The sequence below is a fragment of the Arthrobacter sp. NPDC057009 genome (genome assembly GCF_042673905.1).
Taxonomy (GTDB): Bacteria; Actinomycetota; Actinomycetes; order Actinomycetales; family Micrococcaceae; genus Arthrobacter.
In genome coordinates this window covers 18162-33701 of record NZ_JBHUSB010000029.1, presented here as the reverse complement: position 1 = coordinate 33701, position 15540 = coordinate 18162, and the positions used below count along the sequence as shown (strand labels likewise).

Genomic DNA, 15540 nt, shown 5'->3' with positions numbered 1-15540 from the left:
CACCATGCGCCCCTCGGACAGGACATTTACCATCAGGGGGGACATCTTGAGTGTTCAAAAGCAGGACCAAAAAGAACGGTCGAAAGTCCGGGTGACGCGGCGCCGGCGGACGATGGGGATAGTGACCCTGGGAGCGGTGCTGGCGTCCGGGCTGACCGCCCTGCCGCCGGCTGTTGCGGCGCTGCCGGCAGGCGGTCCCGTGCTGTCGCAGTCCGCAGTGGCGGGCATGGTGCCAGCGGCGCTGCCCGCCGGCCCTGCGGGCGTGGGCCCGATCGATCCGACCAACGGTTATCCGTACTGGTACGCCGACGGCGGGGACGAGGCCAAGGGGCTGGAGCCCGTCCGGCTGGAGCTGTGCCTTGACGGCTCGGTCTGCCCGGTCATCGGCATCGACTACGATCCGACCCAGCCGCTGGCGATTCCCGGGAACTTCCCGGAAGAGTCATTCTGGTGGTCGGCCGAAACGTCGCTGACCATGCCGGGCGGGGCATCAGCACGGCTGATCATGGCCCAGGAGGCGGCGTTTTCCGGAGTCGGGGACGTGGCGCAGGGACAGCAGAACGGGTTCGCCCGACTGCGGATCCGGCTGGACGACGGCGTACCCAACCAGCGGTACACGTTCACCCACCCGTACGGTGTTGAGGTGCTGACCGCGGATGACCGCGGCCGGATCCGCTTCACCGAAGACATCGGCTGCATGCAGCAGCCGTGCAGCTGGGATGAGCCGTCGAAGGGACGGATCGGCCCCTTCCTGCGGTGGGACCCGGCCGTGGCACCGGCAGCACCGGAAGGTTTTATCGGCGACCCCCTCGTTGAACACAAGGTGGTGGGCAGCCCCAACAACACGGACTACTTCCAGGTCTCCGGACCGGCGGACGCGGGCGGCACTCCCGCGAGCGCCCGGACGGACCTGTTCGCCGTGCAGGGCAAAATCGCCACGCTGAAGGCAGGGGTGGACAAGCCCGGGGGCGTCTACAACTCCAAGCAAACGGTCAAAATCCAGGCGTCCCTGCCGGACAAGGCGAAGATCATCTACACCACGGACGGCACCGATCCCGGGTTCAACGAAGACGGCACCATTAACGGAACCGAAGTCGTGCCTGCCGCGGGCGACATGTCCGCGGTGGCCGCCGTCGAACTGGCCACACCGGGCCTGACCACGCTGAAGTACATGGCGGTGGACCTCGAGGACAAGGAGAAGGCCACCGCCATCTACACCGAAGAGTATGAACTCGACGCCACCCGGCCGTGGCTTGAGGCCAGCCCGGACGCGGCCGCTGGTCCCCTCGCGGGACCGCAGACGGTCACCCTCACAGGGACCACGAACGACCCCTCCGTTGCGCCGGACATCTACTACACCACGGACGGATCGGCCCCGGGCCTGACGGAGGATGGGGAACCGGCCGGCTCCACCCGCGAATACAACGATCCATTCCGGCTCGGGATGTCCACCACCATCCGGGCCGTCGCCATCGACCCGGCCACCGGAACTGCCGGCGAGGTGCGTTCCTTCCCGTTCAAGGTCCGCAACCTCTCTGAAGTGGGCCCCCTCGGCGACCACGGCTTCCCGGTGTGGCTGAAGGACAACGGCTGGGAAGGGCAGGATCCGGTCCAGCTGGACCTGTGCCTGGATGACCCGCTGTGCCCGGTGGTCGATGACCGGCCAGACCCGACGCAGCCGACGTCGTTCCCGGACAACTTCCCGGGCGAGGCGTTCTGGTTCGCGTCCGACGCGGAAGTTCCCGTCGACGGCGGGGACGTCCGGCTGACCCTCGGTTCGGAGGCAGCGTTCGGGGCGGATGCCGTGCAGGACAACGCGCAGGTCGGCTTCGGCCGGGTCCGGGTCCGCGGCGACGCGGTCTTCGAGCCGGAGGCAACCTACCGGTTCACACACCCTTACGGGGTCCTGGACCTGAAAGCGGATCTCGACGGCAACATCAACTACACCGAGGACCTGGGCGCCCTGAACGCCACCGGCGACTTCTCCGGACTGCTGGAGAGCAGGATCGGGCCGTTCCTCCGGTGGACCGAAGGTGCTCCCGAAGGCTACCTCGGCGACGGCGCCACGCCGCACGCCGTGACCGGCAGCCCGTATGACACGAACTACTTCAAGATCGAGAAGATTGCTGCGCCCAGCGGCGATGTACTGGATCCGGAGCTCCTTGGCGAGACCGACCAGTTCGTGGTCCAGGGCCGCATGACCGGCGCCACCCCGCCGGAGCCCACCCCCACGGCAACGACGGCGGGCGGCGTGTTCGCCACCGACCAGCTCGTGGCGCTGACGGCCACCCCGGAGAATGCGCAGATCTTCTTCACCACCGACGGCACGGATCCGACGACGGCCAGCACGCTGTACACGGAGCCGATTCCGATCACCGCCGAGGGCACCACCACGGTGAAGTTTATCGCCGTGGCGTTTGGCATCGCCTCCGCAGTGATGACGGAGACGTTCACGGTGGACAAGACGGCACCGGGCCTGAGCGCCAATGTTGACGGCAGCGAGGTCCCGGCGGGCACCGCCGTGACACTGTCCGCCAGCGAGGACGCGGCCATCTTCTTCACCCTGGACGGCAGCGAGCCCACAGCCAACGGCACGCGGTACTCGGCACCGGTGACACTCGCGGGGGGCCAGACCCTGCGCGCAGTTGCCATCGATGCCGCCGGCAATGCCAGCAGCATCGGCAGCTGGACGGCGGCCGAAGGAACCGGCGGTGAGACCCCCGTTGATCCGCCGGTCGAGGAACCTGCCACGAGGGACGGCATCGGCCGGGACTTCAACGGCGACTCCAGCGCTGATCTCGTCTCGACGGACACGCTGGGCAAGCTGTGGCTGTACCCCGGCAACGGCAACGGCGGTTTCGCACCCCGGAAGCAGATTGGGTCGGGCTGGAACGGCATGACCAGCGTGGTCAGCGCCGGGGACACCAACAGTGACGGCAAGGCTGACCTGGTGGCCCGCGACGCGGCCGGCAAGCTGTGGCTGTACCCCGGCAACGGCAGGGGCGGTTTCGCCGCGAAGAAGCAGGTCGGGCAGGGCTGGAACGGCATGACCAGCGTCGTTGCCCCCGGTGACTTCAGCGGGGACGGGAAAGCCGACCTCGTGGCCCGCGACAAGGCCGGCTACCTCTGGCTTTACGCCGGTGACGGGCGCGGCACGTACGGCGCCGCAAAGAAGATCGGCCGGGGCTGGAACAGCATGGCGATTGTCGGCGTCGGCGACACCACCAGTGACGGCAAGGCTGATCTGGTGGCCCGCGACACCGCCGGCAACCTGTGGCTCTACGCCGGCAGGGGCGACGGATACGTGGCATCCAGCAAGCAGATCGGCACGGGCTGGAACAGCATGACCCTACTGATGGGACCCGGCGACTTCAGCGGCGACGGCAAAAACGACCTGATCGCCCGAGACAAGTCCGGCAACCTGTGGCTGTACGCAGGCAAGGGCGACGGTCACGTCTCTGGGAAGAAGATGATCGGCACGGGCTGGAACTCGATGAAGAACATCCTCTGATCCGTTCCCAGCCAGACTGAACAGCACAACAGTGGTCCCCGCCGGTTTTCCGGCGGGGACCACTGCTGGTTTAAGAACGCAGCGGAGCGTGCCCACACCAAGCCGAGAGTTTTTGTACAGATAATGGCTCCTGAAGCGCCTGGAGAGGCCATTATCTGTACAAAAGCTCCGGGTGCGGCTTCAGAGACGAACAGGCCATCGGCCATTTCGCCATTGGTGAGGCCCTTCGCGCGGGGACTCTTCCGACCCGGATCGCAAACGCCTGGCGGAAATTGGCCCCGCCATACCCGCGTGTGAAACCGATAGCATCTGTCCGGCGGGAAACCGCAAATGCTCGTTGACTTTGGGGGACAAAATGCTGGAACTGAAACGGATCTACTGGACACGGGTGGCCCTTCGGGCCGCTTACTTCGCTGCCACCATTTGGCTGGCCGCTGCCGTCGTCCTTTCCCTCCTGCCGAACGCAACCGCTGCCACCCTCAGTCAGCGGAGCACGTCTCCCAGCGACGTCCTCCGCGGAATGTTCGACGGCGTGATGGCGGCGGTCACGCTCCCGGGGCTCGTCATTCTTGCCCTGGTCGTCACGGTGCTCATCATCCGCTCCCGTGACGTCCGGCGGCGGGACCCTCTACGGCGCTTCACCCGCCAGCAACGCCGCGAAGGGATGGCCCGCGCCGGCGGCCAGTGCGAGATGGAGGCGGGCTTCCGCCGTCGTTGTTCACGTCCCGCCGAGCACGGCGACCACTTTTACCCCTGGTCCAAGGGTGGGTCCACCAGCCTGCAGAACTTCGTCGCGGCGTGCAGCAGGTGCAACCGCGCGAAGGGCGCGCAGATCCCCTCGCCTGCCCAGCAGCAAAGGCTGGAACGACGCCGGCTCTCTTACGTCTTGTCCGACGATGCAGTCCGCGTCGGCGAGCGCAGGGAGTTTCCTTGAGCACAGCCCCGTGCTGATCCGAACCGCACGGCTGGAGGACCTGGAGCGTCTGCGGACCATCGAGCGTGCCGCCGGCGAGGCGTTCCGTTCCATCGGCATGGACGCTGTCGCCGACGATGAGCCTCCCGGCGCCGACGAGCTGGCTGCCTACACGAGGAGCGGCCGGGCGTGGGTCGCCGCCGACGAGAACGACAAGCCCATCGGCTACATCATCGTTGAGGAAATTGATTCCTGCGTCCACATCGCACAGGTCTCCGTGCACCCACAGCATTCCCGCCAGGGAATCGGCAGCAGGTTGATCGATACCGCCGCCTGCTGGGGCGCAGCCAACGGGTTCACTGAAATGACGTTGACAACCTTTGAGCACGTGTCCTGGAACGCTCCCTACTACGAACGGCTCGGCTTCCGGGTGGTGCCGGAGGAGTTGTGGACGGAAGGCATGCGGCAGGTTGTTGAGCACGAAGCTGCCCTGGGTCTGGCCGCCTGGCCTCGCATCGTGATGAAGAAACGGATCTGACGATTCCTCCCGGGCGATGGGTATTTCTGCCCATCGCGGCTCTCGGCCCCCGATAGTAAATTCATTGGGTAAATACTTTCCGGCCTGACACGGCGCGCCACGTTCAGGAGCCGAAAGAGGGCCGCCCAACGCTCGCACCCAGGCAGCCCTCACACCCGCTCGCACACCTCCGCAAAAGGAACACCAATGAGTCACCCCAGTTACCCCCACGCGCCCCAAAACGGTCCATCAGCTCCGCCGATTCCGCATCCACCGTCCAGCTATGGCGGGCAGTACCAGGGCGAATACCAGGGCGCATACCAGCCGGGGCCCTATGGCGACGTTCCCTACGCCAGCGGGCCGGGGAAGTCGTTCATGACCACGTGGATTCTGTCCCTCCTGCTGGGCAGCTTCGGTGTGGACCGCTTCTACCTGGGCAAGGTCGGCACGGGCATCGCCAAGCTTCTGACCGGCGGCGGGTTCGGCATTTGGGCAATTGTGGACCTGATCATCACCCTGACCGGAAACGCACGGGACAAGGACGGGCGGCCGCTGGAGGGCTACCCGGAGAACAAGAAGAAGGCCTGGATCATCACCGCGGTCGTCTGGGTGATCGGAATGGTGGTCGGAGCCCTGTACATGGTGATGTCCTTTGCCATGGCTTCCCAGATGCTTGTGGGACGGAACACCCCGGCTCCGCCGCTACCCGCTGTCTCCGAGGCGGCACCGGCCCCGTCACCCGCTGCCTCCGAAGCGGCACCGGCCCCGTCATCCGCTGCCTCCGAGGCGGCACCGGCCCCGTCATCCTCGGCCACCGCCACCGCCACCGATGCGAACTCCCTGGTGGTTACCGTGTCCGAGGGCAATACGGTGAAAGTCGGGGTTCTGGACTCCCTCTACATCTCTGAAATTCCGCGCATGTCCTACATGAAGCCGCAGAACGGAGGGTTCCTCGCCATCAAGGTTTCCTGGGAGACGCTGACGGGAAGCAGCAGGACCAGCCCTTACAACTTCGAGGTCTACGACACGGACGGCAATGAGGGCGAGCTGATCTCTCTGGACGAGGGGCTGGGGAGCCTGCCCACTGAGGAAGTTGGCGCCGGTGATGTTCGCCGGGGAATGATCGTGTTCGACGTCAGGAAGGGCCCCGTCAAGGTCGTGGTCAAGGATGAGTTCGGGGACGCGGCATCCACCTTCACCCTGACCACTCAGTAATCTGTGACGGGAAAAACCGAGGTCCTGCCCTGTTGCAGCCCGATTGTTGATATTTTTTGATTGCCGCTCCGCAATGTGCGGGCCGGGGGACCCACCATTTGCCATCGAAAGGCAGCATCCATGAGCACACCTCAGTACCAGCCGCAATACCAGGGCTACGCGCCGGCACCGGCTTCCGCCAAGACCAACACGCTGGCCATCGTTGCGCTGATCTCGTCGTTCTTCATCAGCCTGCTCGGCGTCATTCTGGGCCACGTCGCCCTGGGCCAGATCAAGAGGACCGGTGAAGGCGGACGCGGGCTGGCCATCGCCGCCCTGGTCGTCGGCTATGCATCGATCGCCCTCTCAGTTGTCCTTCTCATCGTCGTCCTGGGATCGGCCGCGGCCTCCCAGGCCTGACAGCAGCGCGACAGACCCCCGCCGGGAACTTTCCCGGCGGGGGTCTGTTGCTTTCTGCCGCGGAAAGACGGACGACGGCGGCACTCCCCCGCCGCCGTCCGCTTCCGTTTTCTAAGACTCCAGTCCGCGAAGCGTCTCCCTCGCGCCGTGCTGGTGCAGGCTGGCCAGCGCTTCAGAGTAGGCGGCGACAAACCGTTCGTTGTCGATGAGGTCCCCGAAGACCTCCCGGTTGGAAATGAAGGAGAGCGGGTCCTGCCGCTGGCGTGCGGCCGCGGCCACCAGTGTGTCCTTCAGCCGGTCCACCACCTCGATTGCGTTGCCGTGTTCGTCAACGCCCTCGGCATAGCGTGCCCAGCTCGCCACAATGGCAGCGGACCGGCGGATCTCTCCCCCGTTCTCGAGGTTGATCCGCACCACGGGCAGCAGCCACTTCGGGATCCGGTCGGAGCTCTCGGCGCACAGCCGGGCCAGGGTGTCGCGGACGTATTCGTTGGAGAAGCGCTCGATCAGGGTCCGCTTGTACGTGCCGAGGTCGATGCCCGGCACCGGCTGCAGCGTCGGCGTCGCTTCCCGGTCCATGTAGTCCAGCAGGAACCGCGCGAACAGCGGGTCCTGCGCCGCCTCGTGCGCGTAGCGGTACCCGGCCAGGTGCCCGAAGTAGCACATCCCCTGGTGGCTCGCGTTGAGCAGCCGCAGCTTCATCAGCTCATACGGCTCCACGTCCTCCACGAGCTGCACGCCGGCCTTTTCGAAGGGCGGACGCCCCAGGCTGAAGTGGTCCTCGAGCACCCACTGCTCGAAGGGTTCGCAGACCACGGGCCAGCCGTCCTCAACACCGAACTCCTCCGCGATGGCCTGCCGGTCCTCGTCGGTGGTGACGGGCGTGATGCGGTCCACCATGCTGTTGGGGAAGGGCACGTGCTCGGTGACCCAGGCGCCGAGAGCCGGGTCCTTGAGCGAGGCGAAGGCCGTGAACATCTCCCGCGCCACGTCGCCGTTGCCCTGGATGTTGTCGCAGGACATGACCGTGAACGGCGCCAGCCCCCGGTCCCGGCGCCGGCGCAGCGCCTCGGTGATGAGCCCGAAGGTGGTCCGCGGCGCGGCACCGGGCTGGAGGTCGTGGACCACATCGGGGTTGTCGGCGTCGAAGCGGCCGGTGACGTGGTGGAAGTTGTACCCGCCCTCGGTGACTGTCAGCGAAACGATCCGGACGGCGTCGGACGCCATTTTTTCGATCACGGCCTCGGGATCGTCGGGCGCGAAGAGGTACTCGATGATGGAGCCGATCACCCGGCCTTCCCGCGTCCCGTCGGGGTTCTTCACCACCAGCGTGTACAGGCAGTCCTGCCGGTCCATGACCTGCTTCATCCGGGCGTCGCCGGGCAGGACGCCCACGCCGCAGATGGCCCAGTCGTGGGCGAGGCCGGCGTTCATCAGCTGGTCCAGGTACATGGCCTGGTGCGCGCGGTGGAAGCCGCCGACGCCGAAGTGGACGATGCCGGCGGTCAGGGCCGAGCGGTCATAGGACGGACGGGCCAGGCTGCCCGGGAGTTCGGTGAGTGTCGCATCGGTGAGCATTGCTGTTCCTTTCAGTGCGGGCTCAGCGGCCCGGGTAGACCACGGCTTTGAGCTGTCCGGGCTGCTTGCCCGCTTTCAGTGCTTCTTCGGCGTCGGCCAGGCCGAACCTGCCGGTGACCAGGATGTCCAGGTCCACCTTGCCGTCGGCTATGAGCTGGATGGCCAGGGGCCAGGTGTTGGTGTAGCGGAAGACGCCGGAGAGCCAGATCTCCCGGTTCTGGATGTACGAGACGGGGAGTTCGACGTCGTCCGCCCCCAGCCCCACGAGGATCACCTTTCCGGCGGGCGCCACGGCCTTGATCCCGGAACGGACCGCCTGCGGTGCGCCGGAAGCGTCAATGAACGCGTCGACGTCGAGCCCCTCCACCGTGTCAGTGCGGGCGTTGAGCGCGTGGGTGGCGCCGTGGTCCAGCGCGAACGCGAGGCGGTCCTCGGCGATGTCGCTGATGTAGATTTCGGTGGCGCCGAACGCGCGGGCGGCCTGGGCGGCGATGATGCCGATGGGTCCGGCGCCGGCGATCAGCACCCGGCTGCCGGGGCGGATGCCGGCGCGTTCGCAGGCCCACAGCCCCACGGAGAGCGGCTCGATCAGGGCGGCTGCCTCGTCGCTGACGCTGTCCGGGATGTCGTAGGCGAAGTCGGACTGGATGGTGACGTATTCGGTGAAGGCGCCGTCCACCGGCGGGGTGGCGTAGAACTCGATGTCCGGGCAGAGGTTGTACCGCCCGGCCCGGCACTGCTTGCAGGCGCGGCAGGGGCGCTGGGGTTCGACGGCGACCCGCCGGCCGATGCGGGCAGGGTCAACGGCGCTGCCGACGGCGGCGATCCGGCCGGAGAGCTCGTGGCCGAGGATCAGCGGGTGGTCCACCACGTAGTCGCCGATCCGGCCGTGCTCGTAGTAGTGCACGTCGCTGCCGCAGACGCCGACGGCGGCCACCTGCACCAGGACCTGGTCCGGCTCAAGCGCCGGGACGGGCAGGGTTTCCAGGGCCATGTCACCCTGGCGCTTGAGGACGGCGGCGCGCATGGTGTCCGGCAGGTCTGGTTGGCCTGCGGCAGGCTGGCCGAAGGCTGTCTGGCCCGCGGCGGGCTGGGTGGTTGTTGTCATGGAGGTCATTCCTTTGGAAGTGGAGGGCGTTACCTGGCCGCGCCGTTACTTGACGGCGCTGTTACTTGACCGCGCCGTTACTTGACCGCGCTGTTACTTGACGGCACCCAGCGAGAGGCCCTGAACGAGCTTGTCCTGCGCGGCGAACCCGGCGAACAGCACCGGGAGGGAGATGATGACGGCGGCCGCGCAGACTTTGGCGAGGAAGAGGCCCTGGCCAGAGACGAAGCCGGTGAGGAACACCGGGGCGGTGCCGGCGACGACGCCGGTGAGGACGCGGGCCAGCAGGAGTTCGTTCCAGCTGAAGATGAAGCAGATCAGGGCGGTCGCGGCGATGCCGGGCATCGCGACGGGGGCGATGATCTTGCGCAGGATGAGCAGGAGGCTGGCGCCGTCGATCTGGGCTGCCTCGAGCATTTCCTCGGGGACTTCGGCGAGGAAGGAGCGCATCATCCACACCGCGATGGGCAGGTTCATGGAGGTGTACATCAGGATCAGGAACCAGATGTTGTCCAGCGCGCCGACGGTCCGGGCGAAGAGGTAGAGCGGCAGGATCGCGGCGACCACCGGCATCATCTTGGTGGAGAGGAAGAAGAACATGACGTCGGTCCACTTCTTCACCGGCCGGATGGACAGCGCGTAGGCGGCCGGGATGGCCAACGCCAGGACCAGGATGGTGGAGAGGATGGAGGCGGTGGCGGAGTTGATCAGCGGCGGCCACGGGCTGACGCCGGAGGTGGCGCCGAAGAACTCCTTGTACGCGTCCAGGGTGAGGTCCGCGGCGATGGAGGGCGGGTTGGTGGCGGCGTCGGTTTCGGAGTGGAAGGAGGTGAGGATCATCCACAGCACCGGGGTGGCGAAGAGCAGGGCCAGCAGCCAGGCGGCGATCCCGGCGGCGGTGTTGTTCCGGGTCGGGTCCATCCGGGACTTGCTGCCGAACTTTCCGAAGCCGCGGCGGGACTTGCGGGCGTTCGCGGCGCCGGGCTGCGTGGGGCGGGGTGCGGTGAGGGTGCTCATCGTGCTGCTTCCTTCTTGAAGAGCGAGAAAACGGTGCGGAGGGCGAAGGTCGCCACGATGATGGTGCCGATGACCACCACGACGCCAGCGGCGGAGGCCAGGCCGTATTCGTTGGCGAAGTAGAACGTCTGGTAGATCGCGTAGGGCAGGTTCGCGGTGCCCAGGCCGCCGGCGGTGAGGGTGAAGACCGAGTCGAAGTTCTGCACGATGTAGATTGCGCCGAGCAGACCCCCGAGCTCGAGGTACTGGCGCAGGTGCGGCAGGGTCAGGTCGCGGAAGATGATCCACGGGCTGGCGCCGTCCATCTGGGCGGCTTCGATGGTGTCCATCGGGCGGGACTGCAGCCCTGCGAGCAGGATGAGCATCATGAACGGGGTCCACTGCCAGACCAGGGACGCGATCACAGCTGCCAACGGTGCCTGGGACAGCAGGTCCAGCTGGGGGGCGGCGTCACTGCCGAACAGGGACCAGATCCAGGTCAGGATGCCGTTGATCAGCCCGTAGGTCGGGTTCAGCAGGGCGTGCTTCCAGATCAGGGCCGCGGCCACGGGGACCACCAGGAACGGGGCGATCAGCAGGGTCCGGGCCAGGCCGCGGCCGATGAACTTCTTGTCCAGCAGCAGGGCCAGTCCCAAGCCGATGAGGAGGCTGATCAGCACCACGGAGACGGTGAGGACGATAGTGGTGAAGATGGCCTGGCGCAGGTCGGGGTCGGTGAGGACCGTGACGTAGTTCTCCAGACCGGTGAAAGCGGTCTTGTCAGGGCTGAGGCTGTTCCAGCTCATGAACGAGATGATCAGCGTGACGAGGAACGGGAGCTGGGTGACGATGATGAGGAAGATCAGCGCCGGCAGCAGCGGTGCGCGCCGCGCCCAGGCCAGGGCGCGTTCCCGCGACCGGGTATCCCGTGGGGACGGCGATTTGGGTGCGCTGTGCCCCGGACGGGAGATACGCGCCGTTGCGGTAGTCATGATGTTCTCCTGCGGTTGGGTTGAGGTCACTTGTACTTGTTGCCGACTTTTTCGGCGGCCTGCTGGCCCTTGGTCAGCGCGTCGGCCACGGTGCCCTGGCCCGCGATGGCCGAGCTGATCCCCTGCGAGACGCTGGTGCCCAGGGCCGCGAACTCGGGAATCCCGACGAACTGGATCCCGACGGCGGGCCGCGGCTGGGCGCCGGGGTTCTTCGGGTCGGCGTTCTCGATCGCGAAGCGCTCAGCCTTGAAGAACGGCGCGGCCTTCTGGAACTCGGCGTTCTCATAGGTGGAGATGCGCTTGCCGGAGGGGACCTTGGCCCAGCCGAGCTTGGCGGCCACCAGTTCCTCGTATTCCTTCGAGCTGGCCCAGGCGATGAACTTCCCGGCCGCGTCCTGTTTCTTGGAGGCCGCCTGCATGGCCCAGGACCAGGTCCACAGCCACCCGGAGGACGCCGTCTTCTTCACCGGCGCCTGCGCGTACCCGATCTTGCCCTTCACCGGTGAGGCATCGGCTTCGAGGGCGCCGGCGGCGGAGGTGGCGTCGTACCACATGGCCACCTTGCCCTGGCTCATATTGTTCAGGCACTCGGTGAACCCGGCCTGCGCCGCACCGGCCTCGCCGTGCTTGCGCACCAGGTCAACGTAGAACTCGACCGCTTCGGTGAACTCGGGGGCGTTGACCTTCGCATTCCAGTCCTTGTCGTACCAGGTGCCGCCGTACGTGTTCACCACCGTGGTCAGCGGCGCGAACACCTGCCCCCAGCCCGGCTGCCCGCGCAGGCAGATCCCCTTCATCCCCTGTGCCGCCCCGTCGGCCTTCGCCGCCAGCTCGGCCACCTGATCCCAGGTGGGCTTCTCCGGCATGGTCAGCCCCTTGGCGTCGAAGATGTCCTTCCGGTACATCAGGAACGAGGACTCGCCGTAGAAGGGCTCGCCGTAAAGCTTGCCGTCCGCACCGGTCAGCGACGCCGTGTACGCGGGCAGGATGTCCGCCTGGTTGAACTTAGGGTCCTTCGCCACAGAATCCAGCGGCGCCAGCCACTTGTTCGCCGCGAAGAACGGGATCTCATAGTTGGACAGGGACGCGACGTCGTACTGGCCGGCCTGGCTGGAAAACTCCTGGCTGATCTTCGCCCGGACATCGTTCTCCGGCAGGACCGTGTAGTTGACCTTGATCCCGGTTTCCTTGGTGAAGTTGTCCGCCGTCAGCTTCTGCAGGTCCTCCATCTGCGGGTTGTTCACCATCAGGACGCTGATGCTGTTCGGGTCACCCGCGCTGTTGCCGCCGCCGGCTCCCGCACAGGCGGAGGCGGACAGGGCGATGCACAGCGCACCTGCGGCCAGCGAGGCGGCACGCATCTTGGGACGCATAAGAACTCCTTTGTGCTCAAAAGTCAGGACACCGGTCCGGGCCGCAGCCGCGGACCCGGTGGTATGGGCTGCTCGGCCCGTTGCAGCTTCGGCTCTCATCTGGGCTTGCTCATCTGAGCGAACCGTTACTGCTCATCTGTCATGTGACTCTAGTCATATATACTCGTTTGAGCAAGAGGCAATACTCAAATGATCGGATGTGCGAGAGGTGACGGGCATGAGCGAGCTTTCCCATGAAGAGCTTCTGGCGCGCATCAGCAGCGAGTACTACCTGGAGAACCGGTCCAAGGTGGAGATCGGCAGCAGCTACGGGATCTCGCGATTCCAGGTGGCGCGGCTGCTCACGGAGGCCCTCGAGAAGGGCATCGTGGAGATCAAGGTGAACTTCCCGTCCCGCGTCTCCGCTGCCGACATCCGCCGCATCGAGAAGTTCCTGGGGATCGGCGGGATCGTCGTGGCGGACACCAACGGGGACGTGATCCAGGCGCGCGGCATCCTGGCCAAGGCGGCCGCCGTCGAAATTTCCCGGCAGGCGCCCGCGGGCGGGACCATGGGCATCTCCTGGTCCCGCACCCTGGACGTGGCCTCCCGGCTGGTCCGCGAGCTTCCCAAGTGCGACGTCGTCCAGCTCGCCGGCGCGCTCCCCACGGAAGGCGAGAGCAATCCCCTCGAGCTGATCCAGCGGCTGGGGCACGTGAGCGGGGGGCTCACCTGGCCGCTCTGGGCACCTTTGGTGGTGGAAGATCCGACGACGGCGGCCGGCTTGCGCCGCCAGCCGGAGATCGCCGAGGCGCTGGCGAAGGCGGACTCACTCGACCTGGCCGTCGTCGCCATCGGTGCGTGGAAGCCCGGCACCTCCACCATCTGGGACCGGGCCGACGCCGACGTGAGGCAGGCGGCAGTGGAGGCCGGCGCCGTCGGGGAATGCTCCGGCCGGCTGATCAACGCCAAAGGCGTTGCGGTGGAGTCGGGGCTGGACGAGCAGATCATCGCCGTCAGCATCAAGCAGCTGCAGCGCACCCCGAAGGTAATTGCCGTGGCCCAGGGGGAAGCGCGGGCTGAAGCGGTGCTGGCGGTGGCGAAGGCCGGCTTCGTCACCACCCTGATCATTGATTCGCCGCTGGCCAAGGCCCTGACTGACCTAATCGATGAGGAGAAGAGTCAATGAGCGTTGTTATCGGGGTGGATTCCTCCACCCAGTCCTGCAAGGTCCTCGCGGTGGACGCCGACAGCGGTGACGTGGTCGCGTCCGGCGCGGCCTCGCACCCGGACCTCACGGCCGTGGACCCGCATGTTTGGACGTCCGCGCTGAAGGAAGCGTGGCATTCCGCCGGCGCCGACCGGCTGGGCAGTTCCGTCGCCGGTGCCGGCATCGCGGCACAGCAGCACGGGATGGTGGCGCTCGACAGTTCGGGGACACCCGTGCACGATGCGCTGCTGTGGAACGACACCCGCAGCGCCCCGGACGCGGCGAGGTTGCGGGACGAGCTGGGGCCGGAGGCATGGGTGGACGCCGTCAACCTGGTCCCGGTGGCGTCGTTCACCATCTCCAAGCTGGCGTGGCTGGCGCGGAACGAGCCCGACGCCGCCGGCCGCGTGGACCAGGTGGTCCTCCCCCACGACTGGCTCAACGGCGCGATGGCCGGCGAGTTCACCACGGACCGGAGCGACGCCTCCGGCACCGGCTACTTCTCCCCGGTGACGGACAGCTACCGGCCGGACCTGCTGGAACGCTTCTTCGGACGGGCTCCTCGGCTGCCGCGCGTCGTGGCTTCGGGTGAGGCGGCCGGCACCGTGCAGAGCGGCTGGGGCATCGACGGCGCGGTCCTCGCCGCCGGCGCCGGGGACAATGCCGCCGCGGCACTGGGCCTGGGGCTGCGGCCGGGCGAGGTGGTGGTGTCGATCGGCACCTCGGGAACTGTTTTCACCGCGTCACCTTCCGCGATGCCGGACGTGAGCGGCGAAGTGGCGGGGTTTGCGGACGCCGCCGGCGGGCACCTGCCGCTGCTGGCGATGCTGAACTCCGCCCGCGTGATGGCCGCGACCGCGTCCATGCTCGGCGTCGATCTGGCAACGTTGGATTCCCTGGCACTCGCCGCGGGCAACGATGCCGGCGGGCTGACGTTCCTGCCGTACCTGGACGGCGAGCGCAGCCCCAACCTGCCGCACGCGAGCGGGAGCCTGGTTGGTCTGAGCCGGAGCAACATGTCGCCGGAGAACCTCGCGCGGGCCTCCGTGCTGGGAGTGCTGAATTCGCTGGCGGATGCCATCGACGTGCTGCGGCAGCTGGGCGGGACGCCGGACAAGGTGCTCCTCATCGGCGGCGGCTCAAAGTCACATGCCCTGCGCCAGGCTGCGGCCAGCGTCTTCAACCTGCCCGTCGAGGTGCCGGCAAGCCGGGAGTACGTGGCGCTCGGTGCTGCGAAACAGGCGGCATGGGCGGCCACCGGTGACCTTCCGGAGTGGAAGCGCAGCATCGAAGCGGCCTACGAGCCCGACGGCGACTGGGGCTTCAGCGTCCGCGAGCGGTATGCAGAAGCCCGCAGGAACATCTACGGCGTCGGCTGAGCTGGTCGCTGGTTGAAACCGTCGAAGCCAGATCAGTCGCTGTCGTAGCGGGCGAGTGCCTCGATGTAGACAGCGGCAGTTTCCTGGTCGCCCTTCGCGGTGTACTTGGCGATGATGTTCGCCAGGTCGCGCTTGATGACCCCACGCGCGTCGTACGGTTCACGAGGACGGGGAACGTAATCGTTCATGATGCCCCGCCCAACTGAGCCTCTTCACGCTCCAGCAGATAGCGCAGAAATGCCGCCTGGTTGTCGATCTCCCGCTGCTTGCGCGGGGAGACCCAGTCCAGCACTTCTTTGTCGTCAGCCATGATGTTCACCCCTTTCCAGGTTATGGATTGATGGTGAACCCGCTCCGGCAAGATCCGCGA

The 15540-nt window shown here is 66.9% G+C and carries 14 protein-coding genes; 7 read left to right on the top strand and 7 right to left on the bottom strand.

Features of this window, described 5'->3' with window-relative positions:
* Positions 1-121: 121 nt before the first annotated feature.
* From ACFTR6_RS20505 to ACFTR6_RS20485, 5 genes are all read left to right on the top strand, one after another.
* On the top strand, positions 122-3511 hold the full coding sequence (locus ACFTR6_RS20505; protein ID WP_377959276.1) for a chitobiase/beta-hexosaminidase C-terminal domain-containing protein: 3390 nt from the start codon (positions 122-124) through the stop codon (positions 3509-3511).
* Positions 3512-3866: 355 nt separating this feature from the next.
* On the top strand, positions 3867-4445 hold the full coding sequence (locus tag ACFTR6_RS20500) for an HNH endonuclease (protein ID WP_377959275.1): 579 nt from the start codon (positions 3867-3869) through the stop codon (positions 4443-4445).
* Between the two features lie 10 nt (positions 4446-4455).
* Positions 4456-4962 (top strand): GNAT family N-acetyltransferase, encoded by a 507-nt coding sequence (locus ACFTR6_RS20495; RefSeq protein ID WP_377959274.1) that lies wholly within the window; start codon positions 4456-4458, stop codon positions 4960-4962.
* A 186-nt stretch (positions 4963-5148) separates the two neighbouring features.
* Positions 5149-6156: a TM2 domain-containing protein gene (locus ACFTR6_RS20490; RefSeq protein WP_377959273.1), complete on the top strand. Its 1008-nt coding sequence runs from the start codon at positions 5149-5151 to the stop codon at positions 6154-6156.
* A 120-nt stretch (positions 6157-6276) separates the two neighbouring features.
* A complete protein-coding gene (locus ACFTR6_RS20485) occupies positions 6277-6555 on the top strand; it encodes a DUF4190 domain-containing protein (protein ID WP_377959272.1) in 279 nt (92 codons plus the stop codon).
* Between the two features lie 111 nt (positions 6556-6666).
* Here the strand turns inward: ACFTR6_RS20485 and ACFTR6_RS20480 are convergent, their stop codons facing one another.
* From ACFTR6_RS20480 to ACFTR6_RS20460, 5 genes are all read right to left on the bottom strand, one after another.
* Complete coding sequence (locus ACFTR6_RS20480) at positions 6667-8133, bottom strand: mannitol dehydrogenase family protein (RefSeq protein WP_377959271.1); 1467 nt, start codon at positions 8131-8133, stop codon at positions 6667-6669.
* Between the two features lie 22 nt (positions 8134-8155).
* Positions 8156-9160, bottom strand: a complete 1005-nt coding sequence (locus ACFTR6_RS20475; protein ID WP_377959287.1) for an NAD(P)-dependent alcohol dehydrogenase — start codon at positions 9158-9160, stop codon at positions 8156-8158.
* Between the two features lie 174 nt (positions 9161-9334).
* Positions 9335-10258 (bottom strand): carbohydrate ABC transporter permease, encoded by a 924-nt coding sequence (locus tag ACFTR6_RS20470; protein ID WP_377959270.1) that lies wholly within the window; start codon positions 10256-10258, stop codon positions 9335-9337.
* Positions 10255-11229, bottom strand: a complete 975-nt coding sequence (locus ACFTR6_RS20465; RefSeq protein ID WP_377959269.1) for a carbohydrate ABC transporter permease — start codon at positions 11227-11229, stop codon at positions 10255-10257. Before ACFTR6_RS20465 ends, ACFTR6_RS20470 begins: the two co-directional genes overlap by 4 nt.
* 26 nt (positions 11230-11255) lie before the next feature.
* A complete protein-coding gene (locus tag ACFTR6_RS20460; protein ID WP_377959268.1) occupies positions 11256-12602 on the bottom strand; it encodes an ABC transporter substrate-binding protein in 1347 nt (448 codons plus the stop codon).
* 217 nt (positions 12603-12819) lie between these two features.
* Here ACFTR6_RS20460 and ACFTR6_RS20455 point away from each other — a divergent pair, with 217 nt between their 5' ends.
* The gene (locus ACFTR6_RS20455) at positions 12820-13770 is read left to right on the top strand and encodes a sugar-binding transcriptional regulator (protein ID WP_377959267.1); all 951 of its coding nucleotides are present in this window, start codon (positions 12820-12822) and stop codon (positions 13768-13770) included.
* Positions 13767-15170, top strand: coding sequence for a xylulokinase (gene xylB / locus ACFTR6_RS20450; RefSeq protein WP_377959266.1), 1404 nt, complete (start codon positions 13767-13769; stop codon positions 15168-15170). The genes ACFTR6_RS20455 and xylB overlap by 4 nt, the downstream gene beginning before the upstream one ends.
* A gap of 32 nt (positions 15171-15202) precedes the next feature.
* Here xylB and ACFTR6_RS20445 read toward each other — a convergent pair whose 3' ends face one another.
* Positions 15203-15358, bottom strand: a complete 156-nt coding sequence (locus ACFTR6_RS20445) for a hypothetical protein (RefSeq protein WP_172411679.1) — start codon at positions 15356-15358, stop codon at positions 15203-15205.
* The gene (locus ACFTR6_RS20440) at positions 15355-15480 is read right to left on the bottom strand and encodes a hypothetical protein (RefSeq protein ID WP_301178656.1); all 126 of its coding nucleotides are present in this window, start codon (positions 15478-15480) and stop codon (positions 15355-15357) included. The genes ACFTR6_RS20445 and ACFTR6_RS20440 overlap by 4 nt, the downstream gene beginning before the upstream one ends.
* Positions 15481-15540: the final 60 nt, after the last annotated feature.